The organism is Pseudoduganella sp. (assembly GCF_041914865.1).
Taxonomy (GTDB): domain Bacteria; phylum Pseudomonadota; class Gammaproteobacteria; order Burkholderiales; family Burkholderiaceae_D; genus Rugamonas.
Genome location: NZ_JAYSCO010000073.1, coordinates 1 through 25,724 on the forward strand (window position 1 = coordinate 1; position 25,724 = coordinate 25,724).

Below are 25,724 nucleotides of genomic sequence, written 5' to 3' on the forward strand. Positions count from 1 at the left end.
GGACAAATCGTGCCGGAAGGCACGATTTGTCCGATTGTCAGACCTGACCCCGAATCTGGTTGGGTTGCCGTCACGTCCCCGCATGGGCAAGGACTGTTCGGGCGAAACTGTTACGCGGCTTCGGCCACGCTGGAGGGTTCGGCGGCGCCGTCGTGCTGGCCGCGGCGCAGCCAGCGTTTGGCGCGTTTGCCGAAATTGTCGAGGTAGGTGTAGGCCACCGGCACCACCACCAGGGTCAGCAGGGTGGAGGTGATCACGCCGCCGATCACGGCGCGCCCCATCGGGGCTTGCGTCTCGCCGCCTTCGCCGAGGCCGATCGCCATCGGCAGCATGCCGAAGATCATGGCCAGGGTGGTCATCAGGATCGGGCGCAGGCGCACCTGGCCGGCATCCATGATGGCTTCGTATTGCGGCATGCCTTCGCGCTGGCCCTGGTTGGTGAAGTCGACCAGCAGGATGGCGTTCTTGGTCACCAGGCCCATCAGCATGATCACGCCGATCACGGAGAACACATTGAGCGTCGAGCCGGTCACCAGCAGCGCCACCAGTACGCCGATCAGGGACATCGGCAGCGAGACCATGATGGCGATCGGCTGCAGGTAGCTGCCGAACTGCGAGGCCAGCACCAGGTAGATGAAGATGACCGCGATGCCCAGCGCCATCATGGCGCCATTCATGGTTTCCGCCATCTGCTGCGCGTTGCCGGCCACGTCGAAGCGCACGCCGTCCGGCAGCTGCATCGAATCCATGGCCTTCTTCACGTCGGCGTCGATGTCGCCGCCGGGGCGGCCTTCGTGCGCGGCGTAGATCGCCACGCGGCGCTGCAGGGCCTGGCGCTTCAGCACCTGCGGGCTGAAGGAGGGCACGAAGTCCACCACCTGGCGCAGCGGCACCATGATCGGGTTGCCGTTGGCGTCGTTCTTGCTCGAAGCGAGCGACAGGTCGGCCAGGTCGGACACGCGCTGGCGGCCGGATTTGGGCAGCTGCACATTGACCTCGTAGTTCTGGCCATCGCTGGCCAGCCAGTAGCTGACCGTGTCGCCGCCGACGAATGGGCGCATGGCGGCGCCGATCTGCTGCACCGACAGGCCCAGGTCGCTGGCCAGCTCATTGTTGATCTTGAGCGTGACGGACGGGTTGGCGCCTTCCTGGCTGTATTCCAGGTCGGCCACGCCCTTGATCTTGCGCATCTTGGCCATCAGCTCCTGGGCGGTGGCTTCCAGCTTGGCTTCGTCGGTGCCGAGGATGGCGATGAAGATGGGCTTGAAGCCGGACGACTGGGTGATGCCGGGCACCGAGGCCAGGCGCGCGCGCATGGCCTGCTCCAGTTCTTCCTGCGAGCGGCGCTTGGTCTTCTTGTTATCGACCAGGCGCAGGTTGAGGCGCGTGACGTGGCGGCCTTCCCAGGTGCCGACCGTGGTCTGCACCGAGTCGATTTCCGGGAATTCCTTCAGGATCTGCTCGACCTGCTCGGCCTTGGCGCTGTTGTATTCCAGGCTGGAGCCGACCGGCACCTTGAACTGCAGGTTGATCCAGCCCTGGTCGGTTTTCGGGAACATTTCGCCGCCGATCATCGGCACCAGCAGCAGGCTGCCGGCGAACAGGGCAACGGCAGTGGCCAGCGTGGTCTTGCGCCAGGCCAGCGCCACGCCCAGCACGCGCGCGTACAGCTTGTGCACGTACTCCACGCCGTGCTCGACTTTTTCCATGATGCGGCCCAGCCACGGCAGGTATTTGAAGCGGTCCTTGACCGGGTCGTGCCAGACTGAGGACAGCATCGGATCCAGGGTGAACGAGACGAACAGCGAAACCAGCACCGCCACCGTCACCGTCACGCCGAACTGCAGGAAGAAGCGGCCGATGATGCCGTCCATGAAGGCCACCGGCACGAACACGGCAACGATGGCGAAGGTGGTGGCCATGACCGCCACCCCGATCTCGTTGGTGCCGTCTTCCGCCGCCTTGCGGTGGTGCTTGCCGAAGCCCAGGTGGCGCACGATGTTCTCGCGCACCACGATGGCGTCGTCGATCAGGAGACCGATACACAGCGACAGCGCCATCAGCGTCAGGAAGTTGAGCGTGAAGCCGAACGCCTTCATGGCGATGAAGGAGGCCAGCACCGCGATCGGCAGCGTCAGGCCGGTGATGATGGTGGAGCGCCAGGAGTGCAGGAAGAAGAACACAATCACCATGGTCAGCACGGCGCCTTCGATGATGGTGCGCTTCACGTTGTCCAGCTGCGCCTGCACGCGGTCGGCCTGGTTGTCCAGGATGCGCAGCTTGATGTCCTGCGGCAGGGTCTTTTGCAGGTTCTCGGCCACCTTGGCGACGCCGTTGCCCACTTCCACCACGTTGGCATCCTGCACCTTGGTGATTTCCATGGAGATGCCGCGCTTGCCGTTGACGCGGGCGATCGACTGTTCCTCCGCCTCGCCGTCCACCACGTCCGCCACCTGTTCCAGGTAGACCGGGCCGTTGGCGCGGCGCGCCACGATGATCTTGTTGAATTCGTGCGCCTGTTTCAGCTTGCCTTCCACCCGCACCAGCGATTCCGACACGTCGGCCGAAATGCGCCCGGCCGGCAGGTTGGTATTGGTGGCCTGGATGGCGCGCACCAGTTCGTCCACGCCGACGCCGTGCGCGCGCATGTCGGACGGACGCGGGCTGACCAGCATCTGGCGCTTGGTGGTGCCGGACACGCGCACCTGGCCCACGCCGGGCACGCCCTGGAAGCGTTTGGCGATCAGCTGGTCGGTCATGGTGGACAGCTCGCGCAGGCTGCGCGTGTCCGAGGTCATGACGATGTTGACGATGGGCTGGTCGTTCTCGCCTTCGGCGCGGGCGATGAAGGGCTCCTTCGCTTCGCGTGGGAAGCGCGGGCGGATCAGGGCGATCTTGTCGCGCACGTCCTGCATGGCGCGGTCCATATTGGTGGACAGCTCGAATTCGAGGTAGATGCCGGACTTGCCTTCCCACGAGTTGGAGCGGATGGTCTTGACGCCGCTGACGGTGTTGACGATATCCTCGATCGGGCGCGTCAGGTCGTTCTCCACCGCCTCCGGCGAGGCGCCCGGGTACAGCACCTCAATGGCGGCGAACGGGAAGCTCACGTTCGGCATGGATTCCACGCCCAGGCCCTTGTACGAGAAGATGCCGAGCACCATCAGCGCCACCATCACCATGGTGGCAAAGACAGGCTGGCGGATCGAGATTTTAGTGATCCACATGGCAGGCTCCCATCAGCCCTTGCTGGCCGCAGGGGCGGCCGGCTTGGCCGCTTGCTGCGTGCCCGGCAGCCTGACTTTGGCGCCCGGCTTCAGGCCTTCCAGCTTGGCCACCAGCACCTGCGTGCCGGGCTGCAGCCCTTCGCTGACCTCCGCCACGCCCTCGTCCTCGCTGCGCAGGCCCAGCTTGACCGGCTGCGCCACCACGGCGCCATCGACCACGGTGTAGACCACCTGCCGGCCGCTTTCCTCGCGCAGGGCCGCCAGCGGTACCACCGGCGCCTCGCTGCCTTTCTCTGTGGTCAGGCTGCCCTTGGCGAACATGCCGCCGCGCAGGGCGCCGTCGGCATTGGCCACGCTGACATACACCAGCATGGCGCGCGAACCGGCTTCCGTGGTGGGGTTGATGCGCGCCACCTTGCCGCTGAACTCGCGCCTGGCGAAGCCGTCGACATGGAAGCGAACTTCCTGGCCGACTTTCACGCGCGGGATATCGGTGGTGGGCACCTGCGCTTCCAGCGTCAGCTCGTTCAGGCCGACGATGGTGTAGACGGGCATGTCAGGCGCGACTTTATCGCCCGCCTGCACATGACGTTTGGAGATGATTCCGCTGATCGGGGCGCGGATCACGCTGTCGTTCAGCGCGATGCGGGCCAGTTCGACCATGGCGGAAGCGGATTTGACGTTGGCGCGCGCCAGCTCCACGGCGTTGGCCGTGGTATCGAAGCTGGTCTGCGAGATAAATTTCTGCGACAGCAGGGCGCTCGCGTTGTATTCGTTTTTCTGGGCCATGGCCAGGCGCGCCTGCGCCTCGTCCAGCATGGCCTGCTGTTGCTGCAGGCGGGCGCGCAGGTCGGCCTGGTCGAGGCGGGCCAGCACCTGGCCTTCCTGCACGGCGATGCCTTCGCGCAGCGCGGCTTCCTGCACCTGGCCCGACACCTTGGATTTGATGGTGGCCTGGCTGACCGGGATCAGCGAGCCCGACAGCGGCAGGCCGAGCGACAGCTGGCGCGTGGCGACCGGCGCCACGTCGGCGCTGGCCAGTTCCATCACCGGCGCCGCTTTCGCTGCCGCGGCGGCCTTCGGCGCCTCGGCGGGCTTGGCCTGCGACTTCATGATGCTCCAACCGCCACCGGCCAGGCCCAATACGACCAGGCCGATCACGGGGAGGCGCCAGCGTTGCCGGGACTTCAGGTGCACAGGTTGTGGGCTCATTATTGCCTCTTAATCAATGTTGTCCGCTGGCGCGGGTTGCGATGGTGACACTCTAGGTTTTAACAAGTCCAGTCGCCACGCAAATGCGATAAAGCGCAAAAAGGGCGACCTGAAATGCAAAAAGCGGGGAAGGAGCGCACCTTTGATGCAGCGCAAGCGGCGCGCCGCGCAAGCTGGCAAAAATGGGACTATGAGCAGCAATACGCACAGCAATAACCATACGCCGGCCCATGACGCGCTCGACCTGATCGCACGCATGGTGACGGCGCTTGAGCTGACGCCGCTGGTCTCGGTATGCAGCTTCGACCGCAACGGCGTGGTGCGCTTCTGCAACCCAGCGTTCGCGAACATGCTCGGCATTGAGCTCGATAGCGCTATCGGCCAGAACATCGCGGCGCTGCGCTCGTTCGGCGCGCGGCAAAGTGAATATGATGCGCTGGTGGAAGGAATCTGGCTCAACGGGCATTCCAGTCCGGCTTCGGACTGGCAAGTCAAGACCGGCGATGGGCGCGAACTGTGGCTGTACTCGATTTGCATCCCCGTCCGGCACGACGGCGAAATGGCGCAGATCTTCTGCATGGAGATCGACATTACCCAGCGCCGCACCGAGTTCGACGCCCTGAAGGCGGCCGGCGAGAATTTTCACCACATGTTCGAACGTTCCAGCGACGCAATCTTCTTGCTGCGCGATGGGGTGGTGGAACGGGCCAATCCGGCCGCCGTCAGCATGTTCCAATGCGAAGGGCCGCGGCGGCTGGTCGGGCGCCGCCTGCAGGATTTCTCCCCGATGACGCAGCCGTCGGGACTGCTGTCGGCGGATGCAGCGTCGAGCCTGGCCGAGGAGGCTTTGCGGGTGGGCAACGCACGCGCCGAGTGGCACTACGTCGACTGCCAGGGCAGCGCGTTCTGGGCCGAGGTGCTGATGACCACGGTCGCGCTCGACGGCAGCAGCCTGTTCTATGTGGTGGTGCGCGATATCTCCGCGCGCAAGCAAGCCGAGCGCACGCTGCACCTGGCGGCGCAGGTGTTCGAGAACAGCCGCGACGCCATTGTGCTGACTGACCGTGCCCGGCGCATCATCGCCCTTAACCGCGCCTTCACCGACATCACGGGCTTTGCCGCCCAGGACATGCTGGGCAAGCCGGTCAGCCTGTACCGCTCGGGCGTGCATGAGGCATCGTTCTACCGCGAAGTCTGGGCCCAGGTCGACGCCAGCGACCACTGGGAAGGCGAGTCCTGGGGCCGCAAGAAGGATGGCGCGCTGTTCCCCTGCTGGACCAGCATCAGCGCCATCCGCGACAGCGCCGGCCGGGTCAGCAACTATATGGGCATCGTCACCGATATTACCGAGCGCAAGAAAAGCGAAGAGCAGACGCGCCACCTGGCCGAGCACGATTTCCTGACCGACCTACCGAACCGGGTGCTGCTGCTGGACCGGCTGCAGCTGGCGTTGGCGGCGGCGCGGCGCAACCATAGCCAGCTGGCGGTGCTGTTCCTCGACCTCGACCGCTTCAAGACCGTCAACGATAAGCTTGGCCACGCGGTGGGCGACCGCTTGCTGAAACAGGTGGCGGGCCGCCTGGCGCATTGCGTGCGCGAAGCCGACACCGTGAGCCGGCAGGGCGGCGATGAATTCATCCTCCTGCTGGCCGACGTGGCCGGTGCGGCCGGCGCGGCGCACGCCGCCGAAACGGTGCTGCGTGCGCTGGCGGAGGAATTCGTGCTGGGCGAGCATGTTGCCCATATCTCGGGATCGATCGGCATCGCCATGTTCCCGGCCGATGGCGAAGAATTCGACAAGCTGCTCAAGCATGCCGACATTGCCATGTACCACGCCAAACAGGAGGGCCGCAACGGCTACCGCTTCTTCAGCAGCGAGATGAATGCGCGCATCGTCGAGCGTTCCAGCCTGGAACAGGGCTTGCGGCGCGCGGTGGCCGAGCAGCAGTTCGAACTGGCCTTCGAGCCGGAGGTCGAGATTGCCAGCGGTGCTGTAGTGGGCATGGAAGCCTTGCTGCGCTGGCGCCATCCCGAGCTGGGCCTGCTGTTGCCGGAGCGCTTTATTGATGTGGCAAGCGAGGCCGGCCTGATGGTCGCTATCGGCAACTGGGTGCTGCAGGAAGCCTGCCGCCGCGCGCGCGGCTGGCAGGAGCAGGGGCGTGAAATGGTCGTGTCGGTCAACCTGGCGCCGTCGCAGTTCATGCAGAAAGACTTGCCCAGGTGCGTTGGCGACGCCCTGCGCGCGGCTGGCGTGCCGGCGCGCCTGCTGGAGCTGCAGCTGACCGAGGCCATGCTCATGCAGGCCGGCGCGCAGACCGGGCCGCTGCTGGCGCAGCTGCGCGGCCTCGGCGTGCGGCTGTCGATCGACGACTTCGGCACCGGCTACTCGCGCCTGCGGCAGTTGAAGGATTCGCCGATCGACAAGCTGAAGATCGCGCAATCGTTCTTCGAACAAGGCGGCGCCGACACCACCGCCATCCGCACCATCATCGCCATGGCGCGCAGCCTGGACATGACCGTGATCGCCGAAGGCGTGGAAACCGAAGCCCAGCTGCAGCTGTTGCGCGAGCTGGGCTGCGACCAGTTCCAGGGCCACCTGGCCGCCGGCGTGGAAGGGGCACGGCCATGAACCCATACCGGGAAACGGGAGGTGGTCGCGAATTGTGACCACCTCGCCCGACGAAAGTCCGCACGCCGGCGGAGGCGCCGGCCAGGCGGCCGATCGGGTTGGTGGCGACGGGCGACCAGCCGGCTAGCGCAGCCGCAGCCGCACCAGCACCTGGCCGTGGTCGGAAACCTCGGGCCGCTCCTGCCGCAGGTGGTCGTTGAAGTAGCTGACGTCCAGCACCTCGCCGATGGCGCGCGGCGAGGCCGGGTTGAACTCCTCCGACACCAGCACGTGGTCGATGGTGGAGTAGTGGCCCTCGTGGATGCTGGTATAGGCCACATGGCGCAAGTGGTCCTGCCGCAGCTGGATCTGGTTGGCGTCGTACATGCGGCCGCGCCGCTCGTCGCCCGGCAGCATGCCGCCGCCGTTGCCCAGCACAATGGTGGTGGTGACCGCATCGGCCGTATCGTTGAAATCCCCCAGCACGATGCAGGGCCGGCGCGACTCGCGCATCATCTTGCTAAGCAGCACCCGCAGCGCCACCGCCTCGGTGCCGCGCCAGACCAGCGAGCGCAGGCTGGCCATGGCCAGGTGCAGCGGGTCTTCCGCCGTGTCGCCGCTGCGGTAATCGGGACGGCGCGACTTCAGGTGCACCACGATCACGTCCACCACCACCTCGTTCGGCAGCATGACCTGGGCGTGCAGCGGCGCGCGCGCAAAGCGGTCCGACTCGCCGGCGCCGGTATCGGCCGGCACGCCTTCCGGGAAGTTGGCATAGACCTCGGGCGCACCAAGCAGGGGCAGGCGCGACACCAGCGCCACATTCGGCGTCAGGCGCGTGGCTTTCGGGTCGGGGTCGAAGCCGGCATGCACCGCGTCGCGGTACTTGCGGGTGCGCGACAGGACATCGCGCAAGGCGGCCTGGGAGAAGATTTCCTGGAAGCCGATCACGTCCGCGTCCAGCTGGTCCAGCTGCTGCGCCGTCCATTCCGCCTTGGCCTCGTATTCCTGCTCCGTCAGCGGCAGCAGGTTGTCGTACAGTTTCGCCCCGGGCGGGGCGAGGTTGCAAACGTTGAAGGTGGCAAAGCGGATTTCTTGCTGCATAATGAGAAACTCCTCTCTGGCACTAGCGTATCACGGCATGGCAAAAAAAGAGCACATTTCCGAAACTCCCGCGACAGCTTTGCTGCGCAAGCACAAAGTCGCATTTTCCGAACATCCTTATGAGTACGAAGAGCACGGCGGCACCAACGTCTCCTCGCGCGAACTCGGCGTCGACGAACACCATGTCGTCAAAACCCTCGTCATGCAGGACGAAGCGGCCAAGCCGCTGATCGTGTTGATGCACGGCGACTGCAAGGTCTCCACCAAGAACCTGGCGCGCAATATCGGCTGCAAATCGGTCGAACCCTGCAAGCCCGAGGTGGCGCAGCGCCACTCAGGCTATATGATCGGCGGCACTTCGCCTTTCGGCACCAAAAAAGCCATGCCGGTCTACGTGGAGGAAAGCATCCTCGCCCTGGAAACGATTTATATCAATGGCGGCCGGCGCGGTTTCCTGATCGGCATCAAGCCCGGCGTACTGAGCGAAGTGCTGGGCGCCAAGCCGGTGCAATGCGCCTTGGCTGATTGATAATATTGCATCGTCCCGCGTGTGCGGGATGGTGTATAGTCGCTGCCGCATATAAAAACAACGATTCCCCGGGGGATTATGACTACTTTGCTTCTGATTATTGCCGCTTACCTGATCGGCTCGATTTCCTTCGCCGTAGTGGTGAGCAAGTTCTACGGCCTGGCCGACCCGCGCACCTATGGCTCCGGCAACCCCGGCGCCACCAACGTGCTGCGCAGTGGTAACAAAGGCGCCGCCATCTGGACCCTGGTCGGCGACGCCTTCAAAGGCTGGCTGGCCGTGTTCCTGGTGGACCACTTCCAGCAGCAGCTGGGCCTGGGCGACCAGGCGGACCAGGTGATCGCCCTGGTGGCCGTGGCGGTATTCGTCGGCCACCTGTGGCCGGTGTTCTTCAAGTTCGTCGGCGGCAAGGGTGTGGCCACCGCGCTGGGCGTGCTGCTGGCGCTGAACTTCTGGCTCGGCCTGGCGACCCTGGTGACCTGGCTGGTGGTGGCGTACGCCTTCCGCTATTCCTCGCTGGCGGCCCTGATCGCCTCCGTGTTTGCCCCGTTCTATTACGGCCTGCTGTTCGGCGCCGAGCCGCAACTGGCCGCCGTGCTGGCCATGAGCGGCCTGCTGATTTGGCGCCATGCCAAAAATATTGCTAACCTGATAGCTGGCAAGGAAAGCCGCATCGGCAGCAAAGCCAAGAAAAAGGCCTAGACATCATGACGACTACCCCGATCCGCATCGACTTCGTTTCCGACGTGTCCTGTCCCTGGTGTGCGATCGGGCTGAACAGCCTGGAAGTCGCGCTGTCCCGCCTGGGCGACAGCGTGCAGGCGCAAATCCATTTCCAGCCCTTCGAACTGAACCCGCACATGGTGCCGGAAGGGCAGGACATCACCGAGCACCTGCGCCAGAAATACGGCGCCAGCCCCGCCCAGCAGGAACAGACCCGCGAAATGATCCGCCAGCGCGGTGCCGATGTCGGTTTTGACTTCGCGATGGGCATGCGCAGCCGGATTTACAACACTTTCGACGCGCACCGCCTGCTGCATTGGGCCGGTGAGCACGGCAAACAACGGGCGCTGAAGAAGGCCCTGTTCGAGGCCTATTTCACGCGTGGCCAGGATCCGAGCTCGCGCACCCTGCTGGTGCAGCTGGCCGGCAAGGTAGGCCTGGATGAGGCGGAAGCCGTGCAAGTGCTGTCATCTGGCCGCTACGCGCAGGAAGTTCGTGATATGGAGCACTTCTACCAGCGCAACGGCATCCAGTCGGTGCCGGCCGTGATCATCAACGAAACCCACCTGATTTCTGGCGGGCAACCACCGGAAGCGTTCGAGCGCGCCCTGCGGCAAATAGTAGCTTTAAAATAATACTATTATCTCCAAAACAACCTTGTTACACTTTAGGAAGTAACAGGGAGAGATAGCATGTCCGCCGCAGAACAAACTATAACGACGCTGTACCCCCGGCCATCGGACGACCAAAGCCGCCTGGCCGCCTTGCACCGCTACGACGCCCTGGAGGCGACTTCGGGCGACGATTTCACTTTCCTCACCGAGCTGGCCGCCAAGGTGTGCGACGTGCCCTACGCCTTCATCTCGCTGGTGGATGCCGAGCGCGTGTTCGTCAAATCCTTCAGCGGGCTGCCGGTCGACTCCATGCCGCGCGGCCAGTGCTACTGCTCGCTGGCCGTGCTGGGCGACGATGCCACCGAAATCTGCGACCTGAGCAAGGACGCCCGCACCGCCACCATGCCGCTCACGGTGGAAGCGCCGTATATGCGCATGTACAGCAGCGTGCCGCTGGTGTCGAGCGACGGCTATGCCATCGGCACCCTGTGCGTGATGAACACCAAGGCCGGCTGCCTGTCCACCGGCCAGCGCGACATGCTGCGCAAGCTGGCGCGCCAGGTCATGGCCCTGCTCGAGCTGCGCGCCAACGAGAAAGCGCTGAAAGCCTCGATGGACGAGCTGGAAATGCTGGCCACCACCGACGAGCTGACCGGCCTGCACAACCGCCGCTCGCTGATGAACCGCCTGCGCTTTGAAGTGGCGCGCACGCGCCGCTTCCGCACGCCGCTGTCGGCGGTGATGGTCGATGTCGACCACTTCAAGCGCATCAACGACGAGTACGGCCACCAGGTGGGCGACGAAGTGCTGGCCGCGATCGGCAAGCTGGTGCGCGACAATGTGCGCGTGATCGACGTCGCCGGACGCTACGGCGGCGAAGAATTGTGTATCCTGTTGCCGAACACGCCGCCCGAGGGCGCGCGCAAGTTCGCAGAATCGTTGCGGTCGCGGATCGAAGCCCAGGTGCACAGCGCCGGGGCGCGCACGGTACCGGTAACGGCCAGCCTCGGCATCGGCTCCTTCAACCACATGGACATTGACGACGCTGAGATGCTGCTGAAGCAGGCCGATGCCGCGCTATACCGCGCCAAAGCCAACGGCCGCAACCGGGTAGAAGGATGAACAGGACAGGGGAGCAATGCATGCCGAAGGCAATCTGGAATGGCGCCGTCATCGCTGAAGCAGACAGCAGCGAAGTCGAAATCGTCGAGCACAACATTTATTTCCCGCCAGCGCGGGTCAAGCAGGAATACCTGCAGCCGAGCACGCACAGCACGCTATGCCCGTGGAAAGGCGTGGCCAGCTACTACAACGTGGTGGTGGACGGCAAAGTCAACGCCAACGCCGCCTGGTACTACCCCGCCCCCAAAGAAGCCGCCCACAACATCAAAGACCGCATCGCCTTCTGGCACGGCGTTGAAGTTCAACACTGAGAGTTCCGGGTCAGGTGTTGCCCAAAAAATGGGGACGTACCCCATTTTCGCGAAGCGAAAATAGGGTACGTCCCCATTTTTTTGGCAACACCTGACCCAAATTGCTTCTATGGATAACATTACTCATTCTGTTGTCGGGCTGGGCGTGGGGGAGCTGGTGCAGCGCTCGCTGCCGCCGGAGGCTGACCCGGCGCGCCAGGCGACGCGCCATCGTTTGCTGCTGACCGCTTGTGCGGTGGCCAGCAATTTCCCGGACCTGGACCTGGTCTTCACCAGGCTGGCGCCGGCGCCGCTGGGCTACCTGCTGCATCATCGGGGGCATACGCATACCTTGCTGTACCTGCTGCCGCAGGCGCTGCTGCTGTTGGCGCTGCTGTGGGCGCTGTGGCCGAATGCGCGCGCATTGCTGCGCGAGAGCCGCGCGGCGCGGCGCGGCCTGGGCATCGCGCTGGCGGCGGGCTTCCTGCTGCACCTGGGGATGGACTTCATGAACAATTACGGCGTCCATCCGTTCTATCCCTTCAGCGGTACCTGGTATTTCGGCGACCTGGTTTACATCATCGAGCCGGTGTTCTGGGTGGCGTTCGGGGTGCCGCTGGCGATGGCGGCGCCGTCGCGGCGCGGGCGCATCGTGCTGCTGGCGGTGCTGCCGGTGGTGCTGTTGTACGTGACCATGCACGGCTACCTGTCCTGGGCTTCGTTCGCGGCGCTCTGTGTGCTGGGCGCGGCGGTGGCGGCCTTGCGCTTCATGCATATGCATAGCCGGCGCGCGCTGCTGCTGGCGCTGGGTGTGGTGCTGGCCTTCGTCGGGGTGCAGGCGTCGGCGTCGTACAAGGCGCGCCAGGCGGTGACGGCGGCGCTGGTGCTGAAAGATCCCCAGGCGCGCGTGCTGGATGTGGCGTTGACGGCTTTCCCGTCGCAGCCTTTGTGCTGGAGCTTTACGTCGATCGAGTCGGATGGCGCGCAGTACCTGCTGCGGCGCGGGCACCTGAGCCTGGCCCCTGGGCTGCTGCCGCCGCGCGCCTGTCCGGCGGCGCTGTCGGCCGGCATGGCGCAGGAGGTGGCGGGCACGGTGCCGGGCGTGCTGGTGTCGGGCTCCTGGCAGGGCAGTGTGGCGGCTTTGCGCGAGCGGGCCGCCGGCGATTGCCAGCTGCAGGCGTGGCTGCGCTTTGCGCGCATGCCGGCGGTGGATGCGGACCAGGCCAGCGATATGCGCTTCGCCACGACTCCGCGCGGCAACTTCACGACCCTGATGCTGGCGCCCAAGCCGCAATGCCCGTTCGATGTGCCGCAATGGGGCATGCCGCGCGCCGATTTGCTGGGACGCGCGGCAGCCTCGCCTTAAGGCTTAAGCCTTAAGCGGCCAGCCTGGCCGGCGCGAAGTCGGTCGACAGGGCCAGCTCCTTCCACTGCGCCAGTTCGCGTTCCACTTGCTGGTGCTTCTCGTAGGCGCGGGCGACGGCGTCGCTGCCCAGCTGCAGGCGCAGCGGCGGCTGCGCGGCGTCGGCCAGTGCCAGCATCGCGCGCGCCAGCTTGGCCGGGTCGCCGGGCTGGGCGTGGTTGACCCCTGCGGCGAAGGTACGCATGGCGCCGACCGTGTCCTTGTAATCGTCGATGCGGGCCTGGGTCTCCACCAGCGACGTGGCGTCGAGGAAGTCGGTGCGGAAGAAGCCAGGTTCCACCACGGTGACGTGCACGCCGAGCGGGGCCAGTTCCTGCGCCATGGCTTCGCTCAGCCCTTCCACCGCGAACTTGGTGGAGCCGTAGACGCCCCAGCCGTGGTAAGCCTGGTAGCCGCCCAGCGAGGAGATGTTGATCACGTGGCCGCTGCGCTGGCGGCGCATGTGCGGCAGCACGGCGCGGCTCACGTTCAGCAGGCCGAAGACATTGGTCTCGTAGTTGCGGCGCACTTCCTCGGCCGAGGTTTCCTCCACCGCGCCGAGGATGCCGTAGCCGGCGTTATTCACCAGCACATCGATGCGGCCGAAGCGCTCGATGGCTGCCTGGGCGGCGACCACGGCGGCCGCTTCCCGGGTCACGTCCAGCTGGACGGCCAGCAGCTTGGGATGCACGCCCAGCGCATCGACGACCGTCTGCGGGTTGCGGGCGGCGGCTACCACGGCATCGCCGCGCGCCAGCGCGTCGCGTGCAATCAGCAGGCCGAAGCCGCGGGAGGCGCCAGTAATGAACCAGACTTTGTTTGCCATGATCTTGCTCCTTCAGGTTGGGTGGTTGGTGAAGGCAATATTAGGCCCCGCAATGCTGCTACACTAGCCATGGGAAAGGTGATTGATTTTCAACTGGTGGTTGTAAATATGGATAAGGCGCGCGTCATCACACTGTTTATCGGCGTGGTCCATGCCGGCAGCTTCAGCCAGGCGGCGGTGGAGGCCGGCCTGTCGGCACAGGCGGTCAGCAAGGCGATCCGCCAGCTGGAGGATTACCTGGGCGTGCGCCTGTTCCACCGCACCACGCGCAGCCTGAGCCTGACCGACGAGGGGCAACGCCTGTTCGAACTGGCCAACCCCGGCCTGCGCCTGCTGGACGAGGCGCTCGACCATGTGCGGAACAGCCGCGAGGCGGTGGACGGCATGATCCGCATCGCGGCGCCGACCTCGATCGGCACGGTGATGCTGGCGCCCTTGCTGCGCGAGTTCCAGGAGCTGTATCCCAGCGCCCATTTCGACCTGCTGCTGGACGACCATTTCACCGACTTGATCGAAGCGAAGATCGATGTCGGCTTCCGCGCCGGCAATCCGCCCGAGCGCAACCTGGTGGCGCGCCAGCTGGGGCGCATTCCGCTCTACATCTGCGCCGCGCCCAGCTACATCGCGCGGCATGGCGCGCCGCGCACGGTGGAGGAGCTGCAGCAGCACCGCTGCACCGGCTTCCGCCAGCCGAACACGGGCCGCGTGGTGCCGTGGGAGCTGAAAGGGCAGGGCGGCACCATCTACCGCGACGTGCCCTGCGTGGCCACCTTCAACACCACGGAAGGCGAGGTGGAGGCGGTGCGCGCCGGCCTGGGCATCGGCCAGCTGGCGCTGTACATGGTGGAGCGCGACCTGGCCGAGGGCCGGCTGGTGCACCTGCTGCCGACCCACGTTACCGCCAACGCCGCCGTGTACATGTACTATCCACAGCGCAGCCGCATGCCGATGCGCGTGCGGCACTTTATCGACTTCATGGTGAAACGCCAATGGACCGCCTTTACCTGATGACTGTTTACGTGGCCGTGGCCGAGGAGCAGGGCTTCGCGGCCGGGGCGCGCCGGCTGGGCATGTCGCCGCCCGCTGTCACGCGCGCCATCGCCGCGCTGGAAGAGCGGCTGGGCGTGAAGCTGCTGGACCGCACCACGCGCCACGTGCGCGTGACCGAGGCCGGCCAGCGCTACCTGGACGACGCGCGCCGCATCATCGCCGAAGTCGACGAGGCGGACGACGCGGTGGCCGGCATCAACGCCGCGCCGCGCGGCCATCTGACCGTGACGGCGCCGGTGCTGTTCGGCCGCCTGTACGTGGTGCCCGGCATCGTGGACTACCTGCAGCGCTACCCGGCGATGGATATCTCCACCGTGTTCGTGGACCGCGTGACCAACCTGCTGGAGGAAGGCATCGACGTCGGCGTGCGCATCGGCGAGCTGCCCGATTCGAGCATGCGCGCGGTCCCGGTGGGGCAGGTGCGGCGCATGATCGTGGCCGCGCCGTCCTACGTGGCCAAGCACGGCGCGCCGCGCGTGCCGCAGGAGCTGGAACAGCACACCATCGTCGCCTCGTCCGGTTCCAGCGTGCCGCCGGACTGGCGCTTCCAGCATGGCGGCAGCACGCAGTCCCTGCGCGTCAAGCCGCGCCTGGGCGTGAACAACAACGATTCGGCGATCGAGGCGGTGCGCGCCGGCTTCGGCATCGCGCGCCTGCTGTCCTACCAGGCTGCCAGCCTGCTGGAATCGGGCGAGCTGGTGGAGGTGCTGCAGGACTATGCCACACCCTTTGTACCCATCCACATCATCCACCGCGAGAGCCGCCATGGCTCGACCCGCATCCGCAGCTTCGTCGACCTGATGGCCGAGCGCCTGCGCACCGATCCGAGGCTTCATCCGGTGCGCTGACGGCGCCAATTTGGTGCAGCGCACAAGCGCGGTGCCGCTTTTCCATTGGTTTTGCCCATGCCAGCGGGGTGGCACGGCGCTTGCAATATCCCTCTTATTTACTGACGGGGATAGCCATGGATCACACGTTCAGCATGACACGCCGGCGCCTTCTCGCCGCCGGCGCAGCCACGGCATTGTCCACGCACGCCTGGGCGGCGGGTTCCGACAAACCGGAGAAGGAAGAGGTCAAAGTCGGCTTCATCCCGCTCACCGATTGCGCATCCGTGGTGATGGCGTCGGTGCTCGGCTTCGACAAGAAATACGGCATCAGGATCGTCCTGAGCAAGGAAGCATCATGGCCTTCCGTGCGCGACAAGCTGGTGAACGGCGAGCTCGATGCAGCCCATGTGCTGTATGGCCTGGTGTACGGCGTGCACCTGGGCGCGGGCGGGCCGAAGAAGGATATGGCGGTGTTGATGAACCTGAACCATAACGGCCAGGCCATCACGCTGTCGAAGAAGGTCGCGGACAAGGGCGCGGTCGACGGCGCATCGCTGGCGAAGCTGATGCGCGGCGAGCCGCGCGAGTACACCTTCGCCCAGACTTTCCCGACCGGCACCCACGCCATGTGGCTGTATTACTGGCTGGCGGCGCACGGCATCAACCCCATGCAGGACGCGAAGATGATCACCGTGCCGCCGCCGCAGATGGTGGCGAATATGCGCATCGGGAATATGGACGGCTTTTGCGTGGGCGAGCCGTGGAACCACCGCGCCATTGTGGACGGCATCGGCATCACCGCCACCACCACGCAGGACATCTGGCGCGACCATCCGGAGAAAGTGCTGGGCACCAGCGCGGAATGGGTGAAGAAATACCCCAACACGGCGCGCGCGCTGGTGGCGGCGGTGCTGGAGGCGGGGCGCTGGATCGACGCCTCGCTGTCGAACAAGGTGAAGATGGCGGAGACCATCGCCGACAAGTCGTACGTGAACACCTCGGTCGACGTGATCAACCAGCGCATCCTGGGCCGCTACCAGAATGGCCTGGGCAAGACCTGGGACGATCCGCATTGCATGAAGTTCTTCAACGACGGCGCGGTGAATTTCCCCTACCTGAGCGACGGCATGTGGTTCCTGACGCAGCAGAAGCGCTGGGGCTTGCTGAAGGCGGAGCCGGACTACCTGGCGGTCGCCACGCAGGTGAACCAGGTGGCGCTCTTCAAGGATGCGGCGGCGATGGCCAAGGTAAGCGTGCCGAAGTCGCCGCTGCGCAGCGTGAAGATGGTCGATGGCACGGTGTGGGATGGCAAGGATCCCAAGGCCTACGCAGCGTCTTTCAAGATCAGGGCGTAAGGAGAACGTATGAGCATAGTCTATGAAGCAGCCGGCGCGCACGATGCGGCGCGGGCCAGGACGGTGGACGCGCTGGCGGAAGTAGGCGTGGGGCGCGCCGCTGCAGGAGCGCCGGCAGCACGGGCCGCGGACAGCGGCGCGCCTTCGCGCCGCGCGCGGCTGGCGGCCAAGGGCGTCAACCTGACGCCAACCAGCGAACGCCTGCGCCCGATTGTGATGAAAGTATTGCCGCCGGTACTGGGCCTGGCCCTGCTGCTGCTGGCTTGGCAGATCCTGGCGCTGCGCAACCCCGGCTTCCCGACGCCGCTGGAGACCTGGCACGAGGCGGCGAAACTGTTCGCCGACCCCTTCTACCGCAAAGGCCCGAACGACCAGGGCATAGGCTGGAACGTGCTGGCATCGCTGCGCCGCGTGGCGCTGGGCTTCGGCATGGCGGCACTGGTGGGCATCCCGCTCGGCTTCCTGATCGGCCGCTTCAGCTTTGTGTACGGCATGTTCAGCCCCCTGGTCAGCCTGTTCAAGCCAGTCTCGCCGCTGGCCTGGCTGCCGATCGGGCTGCTGGTGTTCAAAGCCGCCGACCCGGCCGCCATCTGGGCCATCTTCATCTGCTCCATCTGGCCGATGATCGTCAACACCGCCGTCGGCGTGCAGCGCGTGCCGCAGGACTACCTGAACGTGGCGCGCGTGCTGGACCTCTCGGAATGGAAGATCGTGACCAGGATCCTGCTGCCCGCCGTGCTGCCATACATGTTGACCGGCGTACGGCTCGCCATCGGCACCGCATGGCTGGTGATCGTCGCAGCGGAAATGCTGACCGGCGGCGTCGGCATCGGCTTCTGGGTCTGGGACGAATGGAACAACCTGAACGTGCCGCACATCCTGATCGCAATCGGCGTGATCGGTGTGGTCGGCCTGCTGCTGGAGCTGGCGCTGGTGGCGCTGGCCAAAGCCTTCAGCTACGAGGAGAAATGAGATGACGGCAAAGTTCATCGACATCAGCCGGGTGGACATGCGCTTCGGCCAGTTCCACGCCCTGCGCGACATCAACCTGACGGTGGAGCAGGGCGAATTCATTACCCTGATCGGCCACTCCGGCTGCGGCAAGTCGACCTTGCTCAACCTGCTGGCCGGCCTGGCGCGCCCCAGCGACGGCGTGCTCATATGCGGCGGACGCGAGATCGCCGGACCCGCGCCGGAACGCGCCGTGGTGTTCCAGAACCACTCGCTGCTGCCCTGGCTTACCTGCTTCGAAAATGTCTACCTGGCCGTGGAGCGCGTGTTTGGCGGCAAGGAGCGGCGCGGCCAGCTGGAAGAGCGCACCTGGCAGGCACTGGAGCTGGTGGGCCTGGCGGCGGCAGGCGGCAAGCGCCCCAACGAGATCTCGGGCGGCATGAAGCAGCGCGTCGGCATCGCGCGCGCCTTGTCGATGGAACCCAAGGTGCTGCTGATGGACGAACCGTTCGGCGCGCTCGACGCGCTGACGCGCGCCCACCTGCAGGATGAACTGATGCGCATCGTCGCCGCCACCGGCGCCACCGTGGTGATGGTCACGCATGACGTGGACGAAGCCGTGCTGCTGTCCGACCGCATTGTGATGATGACCAACGGCCCCGCCGCCACCATCGGCGACATCCGCCCGGTGCGCCTGGCGCGGCCGCGCGACCGGCTGGCGCTGGCGCAGGACCCGCTCTACCTCGAATACCGGACCGACGTGCTGGAATTCCTGTACCAGCGCCAGGGCCGCCCGGTACAGCGTGTTGCTGCGTAGCAACGCACAAAAGTGTGGCAGATGCGCGGCTCAACTGCTACATTGTGGTCTATACAAATGGAGACATGAATGAACACCGAAGTACAGCAGCACCAAGTTAGCAAAGAAGCAAAGCACGAAACCCGCAAAAATCGTCACGAACTTGCGCGCCAGCAAATCGGCCTGCACGGTGCAGGCATGCGCACCGGCATCGCCGCCGGCCTGCTGGCCCTGGTAGGCCTGAGCGCCTGGCTGCTTGCTTAACTTTTCGCTGAACTCTTAGATCACCCGCAGTTCGTCCAGCGGCCAACGCGGACGGACGTTAAAGGAATACTCCCGCTGCGCCGCCTGGGGATTGATCTTCAGGCGCATGGCGCCGGCGAAGGCGATCATCGCCCCGTTATCGGTGCAAAACTCCAGCTCCGGGTAGAACACCTTGAAGTGCTTCTTCTTCGCCGCCGCGTTGAGCGAGGCGCGCAGCTGCGCGTTCGCGCCCACGCCGCCGGCGATCACCAGGCGTTTCAGGCCGGTCTGCTTGAGCGCGGCCAGGCACTTGGCCGTCAGCACATCCACGATGGAATCGACGAAGCCGCGCGCGATATTGGCCTTGTCCTGCTCGCAGACATTGGCCGCGCCGCCGTTATTGTTCACCACCGTCAGCACCGCTGTTTTCAGGCCGGAGAAGGAGAACATCAGGTCCTTCGAATGCAGCATGGGGCGCGGCAGCTTGTACGCTTCCGGATCGCCGAATTCCGCCAGGCGCGAAATGGCCGGACCGCCCGGGTAGCCCAGGCCAAGCAGCTTGGCCGACTTGTCGAACGCCTCGCCGGCCGCATCGTCCAGTGTTTCGCCCAGCAGCTCGTACTGGCCCACGCCGTCCACCCGCATCAGCTGCGTGTGGCCGCCTGAAACCAGCAGCGCCACGAAAGGGAACTCCGGCGGCTCGCTGGCCAGCAGCGGCGACAGCAGGTGGCCCTCCAGGTGGTGCACGCCCAGCACCGGCTTATCCAGCGCCATGCCCAGGCTACAGGCAATGGCCGAACCGACCAGCAGCGCACCGGCCAGTCCGGGACCCTGGGTATAGGCGATGGCGTCGATATCCTGTGCCGCCATGCCGGCCTTGGACAGGGTTTGCTCCAGCAGCGGAATGGCGCGGCGGATATGGTCGCGCGACGCCAGTTCCGGCACCACGCCGCCGTATTCCTCATGCATCGCCACCTGGGAATGGAGGGCATGCGACAGCAGGCCGCGCTCCGTGTCATACAGGGCCAGGCCGGTTTCGTCACAGGAGGATTCAACGCCGAGAACGATCATCGTTGGAAGCAAAGTAAAAAGGGGAATCCGCCATTGTAATGGAAAGCCCGCTTGCGAACCTTGGTATACGTGTATACAATTTATCGCATGAAAACACCCCCACCGCGCGCCCACGGCGGGCCCGCCATCCTTGCCGCACTGCGCGAAGCGATCAGCTGTGGCCAGCTGGCGCCGGGCGCCGTACTGCGCCAGGCCGAACTGGCCGAGCAATTCGGCACCAGCCGCATTCCCGTGCGCGAAGCATTGAATTCCCTGCAGGCCGAGGGCCTGGTCCAGATCGAGCCGAACCGGGGCGCCTTCGTCACCAGCTTGAGCGCGGATGAATTGCATGAACTGTTCGATTTGCGCGTGCTGCTGGAAACGGACGTATTGCGCCGCGCCGTGCCGCTGCACACGGAACGCAGCCTGCGCCGGCTGGAAGCTGTCCAGCATGAGCTGGATGGCGAAACGGAACCGCAGGAATGGCTGCGGCTTGACCGCAGCTTCCACGACGAGCTGTATGCGCCGAGCGCTCGCCCGCGCAGCCTGCAAATGATTGCCAGCCTGCGCGCTTCGGTCGAACGCTTCTACCTGTCCCACCTCGGGCCGGAAGCGCGCCGCCCGGGCTGGAACGACGAACACCAGCAGCTGATTGCGCTGCTGCGCGCGGGCGATGCGGAAAGCGCCTGCGCCATGCTGGCGCAGCACCTGCGACAGACCGAAAAGCTTGCCATATCAACCCTGGAGGGAGCTTCATCATGAGCCGTCATACCGCCGAAATAGCATGGCATCGCCACGATGCCGCATTCACCGATAACCGTTACAGCCGGCTGCATAAATGGACCTTCGACGGCGGCGCTGTGGTGCCGGGATCGTCCTCGCCGCATGTGGTGCGGGTGCCGTTGTCCGATCCGTCGGCCGTGGATCCTGAGGAGGCGTTCGTCGCCTCGCTCTCGAGCTGCCATATGCTGTGGTTCCTCAGCCTGGCCGCACGCGACGGCTATGTGGTCGACAGCTATGTCGATGCGGCGGAAGGGGAGATGCGGGATGGCTGGATCGCCGTGGTGACGCTGAAGCCGACGGTCGCTTTCTCGGGCGCGAAGGCGCCAACCGATGCAGAGCTGGAGCGCCTGCACCATGAAGCGCACGGAGAGTGCTTTTTGGCGCGCTCGGTCAAGACCGAGATAAAGGTGGAGGGGAGCTGGCGTTATTAATCCGGCGGACCCTGGCCGGCGGCGGCCGCATAGCGGGGGCCGGCCCGTGGGCCGTACCCCGGTTACCAGGGTCAAAGGGTTTTAAGGCCGCGCCAGCAGCTCGCGATGCGCCTCGCGCAGCACATGCGCCGTCGTATCCCAATCGATGCACGCATCGGTCACCGAGCAGCCGTATTTGAGTTCCGACAGATCCGCCGGAATCTTCTGGTTGCCTGCCACGATGTTGGACTCGATCATCACACCCACGATCGACTGGTTACCGTGCACGATCTGGTTCACCACATCGGTCATCACCAGCGGCTGCAGCTCCGGCTTCTTGTACGAGTTCGCATGCGAGCAATCGATCACGATATTGGCCGGCAGCTTAGCCTTCTGCAGCGACTGTTCCGCAATCGCCACCGACACCGAATCATAGTTCGGACGGCCATCGCCGCCGCGCAGCACCACATGCCCGTGCGGATTGCCGCGCGTACGCACCACCGACACCGAACCTTGGCTGTTAATGCCCAGGAAAGCATGCGGATTGGCCGCCGACAGGATAGCGTTGATCGCAATGCCGATATCGCCATCCGTGCCGTTCTTGAAGCCCACAGGGGTCGACAGGCCGGACGACATCTCGCGATGGGTCTGCGACTCCGTGGTGCGGGCGCCGATGGCGGTCCAGGCGATCAGGTCCCCCAGGTACTGCGGCGAGATGGGGTCCAGCGCCTCGGTCGCCGTCGGCAGGCCCAGTTCACAGACATCCAGCAGGAACTGGCGCGCCTTCAGCATGCCCTCGTCCACACGGAACGAGTCGTCCATATACGGATCATTGATATACCCCTTCCACCCCGTAGTGGTGCGCGGCTTCTCGAAATACACGCGCATCACCAGCAACATCGTCTCCTTCACCTCCTCCTGCAGCGCCTTCAGGCGGCGCGCATAATCCAGGCCCGCCACCGGATCGTGGATCGAGCAGGGACCCACCACCACGAACAGGCGCTTGTCCTTGCGGTCCAGGATGGCGCGCAGGTCGGCGCGGCCCTTGGTCACGGTATCGGAAGCCTTTTCGGTCAGCGGGAGTTTCGCATGCAGCTCCTCAGGAGTCGGCATGGAAGCGAAGGAAGTAACGTTAATGTTTTCGAGATTTTGGGCAATCATGATCAGTCTGCTTTTCACTGTGTTTTTACTACGGGGGTCTAACAGTGTAGCCGAAATGCCGTAAACTGGCAGGATGACGACTAAACAACCTTTTCTTGCCGCTCCGTTCATCAAGGAGATCGGCCGGGGCGTAAAGGGCGCCCGCAGCATGAACCGCGACGACGCGCGCGCCTTGTGGGCCGCTGTGCTGGATGGCCGGGTGTCCGACCTGGAGCTGGGCGGCATCCTGCTGTCGATGCGCATCAAAGGCGAATCGGTGGACGAACTGGAAGGCTTCCTGGAAGCCTCCGAAGCCTCGTTCCAGAAACTGCGCGCACCGGCGGGCGAGTATGTACCGGTGGTGATCCCCACCTACAACGGCGCCCGCAAGATGGCCAACCTGACGCCGCTGCTGGCCATGCTGCTGGCGCGCGAAGGCGTGCCGGTGCTGGTGCACGGCGTCGCCCACGACGTCGGCCGCGTCGCCACGGCCGAAGTATTCGAAGCGCTGGGCGTGCACGCCGTGGGTTCGCATGCCGAAGCCGAAGCCGCCATGGCCTCAGGCCAGCCAGCCTTCATCACCATCGACGTACTGGCGCCGCGCCTGGCCTGGATGCTGTCGCTGCGGCGCGTGCTCGGCGTCCGCAATTCCACGCACACGCTGGTGAAGATCATGCAACCGATGGAAGGGCCGGCGCTGCGGCTGGTGTCCTACACCCACCCCGAATACCTCGAATCGCTGGGTGAATTCTTCACGCTCAACAAAGGCCACGCCTTCCTGATGCGCGGCACGGAAGGCGAAACCGTCGCCAACGCCAACAAAGCGCAAAAGATCGACTGGTTCCACGACGGCGAACGCACCGTGCTGGTCGAGCGCCAGATGGAAGCCGACGAACTGCCCCATCTCCCCGAAGACAAAAGCGCCGAAGCCACTGCAGCCTGGATCCAGGCCGTGCTGCGCGGCGAAATCCCTGTTCCCGCCCCCATCGCCCAGCAAGCCGCCCACTGCCGCGATGTCGCCCAGCAAATGTCCATTTTGGGGCGGTACGGCGATCCGGCAGGAAGAAAAGTGGACATTCCTGGAGGAAATGTCCACTTTTCTTCCTGACCCCGAAGTGGACATTTGCCTGGCTGCACTCCTGTAAAATGGTGGGTTTGGTTTCGGGGCAGGGCGGTGGGATATGGCGAATCAGTACGATGTGGCAGTGATCGGCGCGGGCGCGGCGGGCATGATGTGCGCGGCGACCGCGGGCAAGCGCGGTAAGCGCGTGGTCCTGCTCGACCATGCGGAAAAACTGGCCGAGAAAATCCGCATCTCCGGCGGCGGGCGTTGTAATTTCACCAATATCAATGCTGGCCCGGCCAATTTCCTGTCCGAGAACCCGCACTTCGCCAAGAGCGCGCTGTCGCGCTTTACGCCGCACGATTTCCTGGCGCTGGTGAAAAAGCACCGCATCGGTTTCCACGAAAAGCATAAAGGCCAGCTGTTCTGCGACGACTCCGCCGAGCAGATCATCGACATGCTGCGCGCCGAATGCGCGGAAGGCGGCGTGCACTGGCGCATGCCGACCAAGGTGCAGGCCGTGGCGCAGAACGGCGCCGGCTTCGTGCTGCAGACCGATAACGGCGAGATCCACGCCAGCGCCGTGGTGGTGGCCACCGGCGGCCTGTCGATCCCCAAGATCGGCGCCACCGACTTCGGCTACCGCGTCGCCAAGCATTTCGGCCTGAAATTGGTGGAAACCCGTCCGGCCCTGGTGCCGCTCACCTTCGACGCCAATGAATGGGCGCCCTTCGTGCCGCTGGCTGGCGTTTCACTGGAAGTGGACGTGGAAACCGGCTCGTTGAAAGGCCGCAACCCGAGCGGCGCCCGCTTCCGCGAAGACCTGCTGTTCACCCACCGCGGCCTGAGCGGCCCGGCCATCCTGCAGATTTCCAGCTTCTGGCAGCCCGGCACGCCGATCACCCTCAACCTGTTGCCGGAGATGGACCTGGCGCAAACCCTGATCGAAGGCAAAGGCACGCTGAAGAAGCAGCTCGGCAACCTGCTGTCGCAATGGCTGCCGGCGCGCCTGGCCGAAGGCCTGCTGCAGGCGCACGGCTACGACCCCGAAGCGCGCATCGCCGACATGAAGGACGACGCGCTGCGCAAGCTGGGCCGCGCCGTCAACCAATGGACCATCACCCCCAACGGCTCGGAAGGCTACCGCAAGGCCGAAGTCACGCGCGGCGGGGTGGACACGCGCGAACTGTCGCAGCAATCGATGGAGTGCAAGAACGTGCCGGGCCTGTATTTCATCGGCGAAACGGTGGATGTGACGGGATGGTTGGGCGGCTACAACTTCCAGTGGGCCTGGGCTTCCGGAGTGGCAGCAGGGCTCGCAATCTGATATAGTTCGGCTCCCGGCAATGCTTTTTCCGCCGGTTTCATGATGTTGGCTGGGCTGAAATATTGCCCGCGAAAGACGTCGATATCCCATTCGGAACCGCCTGCATGGCCGGTTTGGCGTCTGTTGTCTCTTCCATTTTTGAGCAAAAGCTGCTAATATCGCTGTCTTTCCTGAACCCTAACGGTTTGAATTTTTACATGACTACTATCCGCCTTAAAGAAAACGAGCCGTTCGAAGTCGCAATGCGTCGCTTCAAGCGCACCATCGAAAAGACCGGTCTGCTGACCGAACTGCGCGCACGCGAGTTCTACGAAAAGCCAACCGCAGAGCGCAAGCGCAAGCTGGCAGCTGCCGTGAAGCGTCACTACAAGCGCATCCGCAGCCAGCAACTGCCTAAGAAGCTGTACTAATTTGACTCTTCGTTGGTCATCCTCGCAGGCGCATTGATCGCCACGGATGCCCACGCCAGAGTTTCAACCCGCTCCGGTCTGAACCGCAGCGGGTTTTCCTTTTTTCACGCACACTTTTGAGGTAGCTATGAGCCTGAAAGCCCAGATTTCTGAAGACATGAAAGCCGCCATGCGCGCCAAGGAAGCCGGCAAGCTGGCCACCATCCGCCTGATCCTGGCCGAAATCAAGCGCAAGGAAGTGGACGAGCAGATCGAAGTCAACGACGCCCAGACCGTGGCCATCGTTGAAAAGATGATCAAGCAGCGCAAGGATTCCATCACCCAGTTCGAAGCCGGCGGCCGCGCCGACCTGGCCGACATTGAAAAAGCCGAACTGGAAGTGCTGGTTGCCTACATGCCAGCCGGCCTGAGCGACGACGAAATTGCCGCCGAAGTGAAAGCCGCCGTCGCCGAATCCGGCGCAGCGGGTCCCGCCGACATGGGCAAAGTGATGGCCGTGCTGAAGCCCAAGCTGGCTGGCCGCGCCGACATGACTGCCGTCTCCGCCCTGGTCAAGAAAGCCCTGACCCCGGCATAATCTGCAGCCGAAGCGAAATGTCCACTTTGGGGTCAGGAAGGAATGTGGAGGATGACCCCCGGCCTATAGCACCGACTGGAAG

The 25,724-nt window shown here is 64.8% G+C and carries 25 protein-coding genes; 19 read left to right on the top strand and 6 right to left on the bottom strand.

Annotated features, from left to right (window positions below; translation table 11 throughout):
* Positions 1–110 precede the first annotated feature (110 nt).
* Positions 111–3,227, bottom strand: a complete 3,117-nt coding sequence (locus ACE3TQ_RS23735) for an efflux RND transporter permease subunit (RefSeq protein ID WP_374585653.1) — start codon at positions 3,225–3,227, stop codon at positions 111–113.
* A gap of 12 nt (positions 3,228–3,239) precedes the next feature.
* A complete protein-coding gene (locus ACE3TQ_RS23740) occupies positions 3,240–4,439 on the bottom strand; it encodes an efflux RND transporter periplasmic adaptor subunit (RefSeq protein ID WP_374585655.1) in 1,200 nt (399 codons plus the stop codon).
* Between the two features lie 190 nt (positions 4,440–4,629).
* Here ACE3TQ_RS23740 and ACE3TQ_RS23745 point away from each other — a divergent pair, with 190 nt between their 5' ends.
* Positions 4,630–7,068: an EAL domain-containing protein gene (locus ACE3TQ_RS23745; protein ID WP_374585657.1), complete on the top strand. Its 2,439-nt coding sequence runs from the start codon at positions 4,630–4,632 to the stop codon at positions 7,066–7,068.
* A 123-nt stretch (positions 7,069–7,191) separates the two neighbouring features.
* Here the strand turns inward: ACE3TQ_RS23745 and ACE3TQ_RS23750 are convergent, their stop codons facing one another.
* The gene (locus tag ACE3TQ_RS23750) at positions 7,192–8,151 is read right to left on the bottom strand and encodes an endonuclease/exonuclease/phosphatase family protein (RefSeq protein ID WP_374585659.1); all 960 of its coding nucleotides are present in this window, start codon (positions 8,149–8,151) and stop codon (positions 7,192–7,194) included.
* 37 nt (positions 8,152–8,188) lie between these two features.
* On the opposite strand from ACE3TQ_RS23750, the gene ybaK reads away from it, so the two are divergent.
* The 6 genes from ybaK to ACE3TQ_RS23780 all read left to right on the top strand — a co-directional run bounded on the left by ybaK (position 8,189) and on the right by ACE3TQ_RS23780 (position 12,795).
* Positions 8,189–8,680 (top strand): Cys-tRNA(Pro) deacylase, encoded by a 492-nt coding sequence (gene ybaK / locus ACE3TQ_RS23755; RefSeq protein ID WP_374585661.1) that lies wholly within the window; start codon positions 8,189–8,191, stop codon positions 8,678–8,680.
* A 78-nt stretch (positions 8,681–8,758) separates the two neighbouring features.
* Positions 8,759–9,382: a glycerol-3-phosphate 1-O-acyltransferase PlsY gene (plsY, locus tag ACE3TQ_RS23760; RefSeq protein ID WP_374585663.1), complete on the top strand. Its 624-nt coding sequence runs from the start codon at positions 8,759–8,761 to the stop codon at positions 9,380–9,382.
* Positions 9,383–9,387: 5 nt separating this feature from the next.
* Positions 9,388–10,038 (top strand): DsbA family oxidoreductase, encoded by a 651-nt coding sequence (locus tag ACE3TQ_RS23765; RefSeq protein ID WP_374585665.1) that lies wholly within the window; start codon positions 9,388–9,390, stop codon positions 10,036–10,038.
* Between the two features lie 57 nt (positions 10,039–10,095).
* A complete protein-coding gene (locus ACE3TQ_RS23770) occupies positions 10,096–11,139 on the top strand; it encodes a diguanylate cyclase (RefSeq protein ID WP_374585666.1) in 1,044 nt (347 codons plus the stop codon).
* 20 nt (positions 11,140–11,159) lie between these two features.
* A complete protein-coding gene (locus tag ACE3TQ_RS23775; protein WP_374585668.1) occupies positions 11,160–11,450 on the top strand; it encodes a DUF427 domain-containing protein in 291 nt (96 codons plus the stop codon).
* 109 nt (positions 11,451–11,559) lie between these two features.
* Complete coding sequence (locus ACE3TQ_RS23780) at positions 11,560–12,795, top strand: metal-dependent hydrolase (protein WP_374585670.1); 1,236 nt, start codon at positions 11,560–11,562, stop codon at positions 12,793–12,795.
* Between the two features lie 10 nt (positions 12,796–12,805).
* Here ACE3TQ_RS23780 and ACE3TQ_RS23785 read toward each other — a convergent pair whose 3' ends face one another.
* Positions 12,806–13,657: an oxidoreductase gene (locus ACE3TQ_RS23785; protein WP_374585672.1), complete on the bottom strand. Its 852-nt coding sequence runs from the start codon at positions 13,655–13,657 to the stop codon at positions 12,806–12,808.
* Positions 13,658–13,765: 108 nt separating this feature from the next.
* Between ACE3TQ_RS23785 and ACE3TQ_RS23790 the strand changes: the two genes are divergently transcribed.
* The 6 genes from ACE3TQ_RS23790 (at position 13,766) to ACE3TQ_RS23815 (ending at position 18,903) form a co-directional block, all read left to right on the top strand.
* Positions 13,766–14,665, top strand: a complete 900-nt coding sequence (locus ACE3TQ_RS23790) for a LysR family transcriptional regulator (RefSeq protein ID WP_374585674.1) — start codon at positions 13,766–13,768, stop codon at positions 14,663–14,665.
* Positions 14,647–15,555 carry a LysR family transcriptional regulator gene (locus ACE3TQ_RS23795; RefSeq protein ID WP_374585675.1) on the top strand — a complete coding sequence of 303 codons (909 nt, stop codon included), beginning with the start codon at positions 14,647–14,649 and terminating at the stop codon, positions 15,553–15,555. Before ACE3TQ_RS23790 ends, ACE3TQ_RS23795 begins: the two co-directional genes overlap by 19 nt.
* A gap of 134 nt (positions 15,556–15,689) precedes the next feature.
* The gene (locus tag ACE3TQ_RS23800) at positions 15,690–16,892 is read left to right on the top strand and encodes a CmpA/NrtA family ABC transporter substrate-binding protein (RefSeq protein WP_374585704.1); all 1,203 of its coding nucleotides are present in this window, start codon (positions 15,690–15,692) and stop codon (positions 16,890–16,892) included.
* Positions 16,893–16,901: 9 nt separating this feature from the next.
* Positions 16,902–17,864 carry a nitrate ABC transporter permease gene (ntrB, locus tag ACE3TQ_RS23805; protein ID WP_374585677.1) on the top strand — a complete coding sequence of 321 codons (963 nt, stop codon included), beginning with the start codon at positions 16,902–16,904 and terminating at the stop codon, positions 17,862–17,864.
* Position 17,865: 1 nt separating this feature from the next.
* Positions 17,866–18,660, top strand: a complete 795-nt coding sequence (locus ACE3TQ_RS23810) for an ABC transporter ATP-binding protein (RefSeq protein WP_374585679.1) — start codon at positions 17,866–17,868, stop codon at positions 18,658–18,660.
* Positions 18,661–18,729: 69 nt separating this feature from the next.
* Positions 18,730–18,903: a hypothetical protein gene (locus tag ACE3TQ_RS23815; RefSeq protein WP_374585681.1), complete on the top strand. Its 174-nt coding sequence runs from the start codon at positions 18,730–18,732 to the stop codon at positions 18,901–18,903.
* A gap of 15 nt (positions 18,904–18,918) precedes the next feature.
* Here the strand turns inward: ACE3TQ_RS23815 and tsaD are convergent, their stop codons facing one another.
* Positions 18,919–19,953: a tRNA (adenosine(37)-N6)-threonylcarbamoyltransferase complex transferase subunit TsaD gene (gene tsaD / locus ACE3TQ_RS23820; protein ID WP_374585683.1), complete on the bottom strand. Its 1,035-nt coding sequence runs from the start codon at positions 19,951–19,953 to the stop codon at positions 18,919–18,921.
* 87 nt (positions 19,954–20,040) lie between these two features.
* On the opposite strand from tsaD, the gene ACE3TQ_RS23825 reads away from it, so the two are divergent.
* Positions 20,041–20,694, top strand: a complete 654-nt coding sequence (locus tag ACE3TQ_RS23825; protein WP_374585685.1) for a GntR family transcriptional regulator — start codon at positions 20,041–20,043, stop codon at positions 20,692–20,694.
* Complete coding sequence (locus ACE3TQ_RS23830; RefSeq protein ID WP_374585687.1) at positions 20,691–21,146, top strand: OsmC family protein; 456 nt, start codon at positions 20,691–20,693, stop codon at positions 21,144–21,146. The genes ACE3TQ_RS23825 and ACE3TQ_RS23830 overlap by 4 nt, the downstream gene beginning before the upstream one ends.
* An 81-nt stretch (positions 21,147–21,227) precedes the next feature.
* Here ACE3TQ_RS23830 and ACE3TQ_RS23835 read toward each other — a convergent pair whose 3' ends face one another.
* Entirely contained in the window at positions 21,228–22,286 is a 1,059-nt protein-coding gene (locus tag ACE3TQ_RS23835; RefSeq protein WP_374585690.1) for a 3-deoxy-7-phosphoheptulonate synthase, read from the bottom strand.
* Positions 22,287–22,359: 73 nt separating this feature from the next.
* Here ACE3TQ_RS23835 and ybiB point away from each other — a divergent pair, with 73 nt between their 5' ends.
* The 4 genes from ybiB to ACE3TQ_RS23855 all read left to right on the top strand — a co-directional run bounded on the left by ybiB (position 22,360) and on the right by ACE3TQ_RS23855 (position 25,642).
* Positions 22,360–23,373 (top strand): DNA-binding protein YbiB, encoded by a 1,014-nt coding sequence (gene ybiB, locus ACE3TQ_RS23840; RefSeq protein WP_374585692.1) that lies wholly within the window; start codon positions 22,360–22,362, stop codon positions 23,371–23,373.
* A 73-nt stretch (positions 23,374–23,446) separates the two neighbouring features.
* Positions 23,447–24,655, top strand: coding sequence for an NAD(P)/FAD-dependent oxidoreductase (locus tag ACE3TQ_RS23845; protein ID WP_374585694.1), 1,209 nt, complete (start codon positions 23,447–23,449; stop codon positions 24,653–24,655).
* A 197-nt stretch (positions 24,656–24,852) separates the two neighbouring features.
* Complete coding sequence (gene rpsU / locus ACE3TQ_RS23850; RefSeq protein WP_005665410.1) at positions 24,853–25,065, top strand: 30S ribosomal protein S21; 213 nt, start codon at positions 24,853–24,855, stop codon at positions 25,063–25,065.
* A 127-nt stretch (positions 25,066–25,192) separates the two neighbouring features.
* Entirely contained in the window at positions 25,193–25,642 is a 450-nt protein-coding gene (locus ACE3TQ_RS23855; protein WP_374585698.1) for a GatB/YqeY domain-containing protein, read from the top strand.
* The last annotated feature ends 82 nt before the right edge of the window (positions 25,643–25,724 follow it).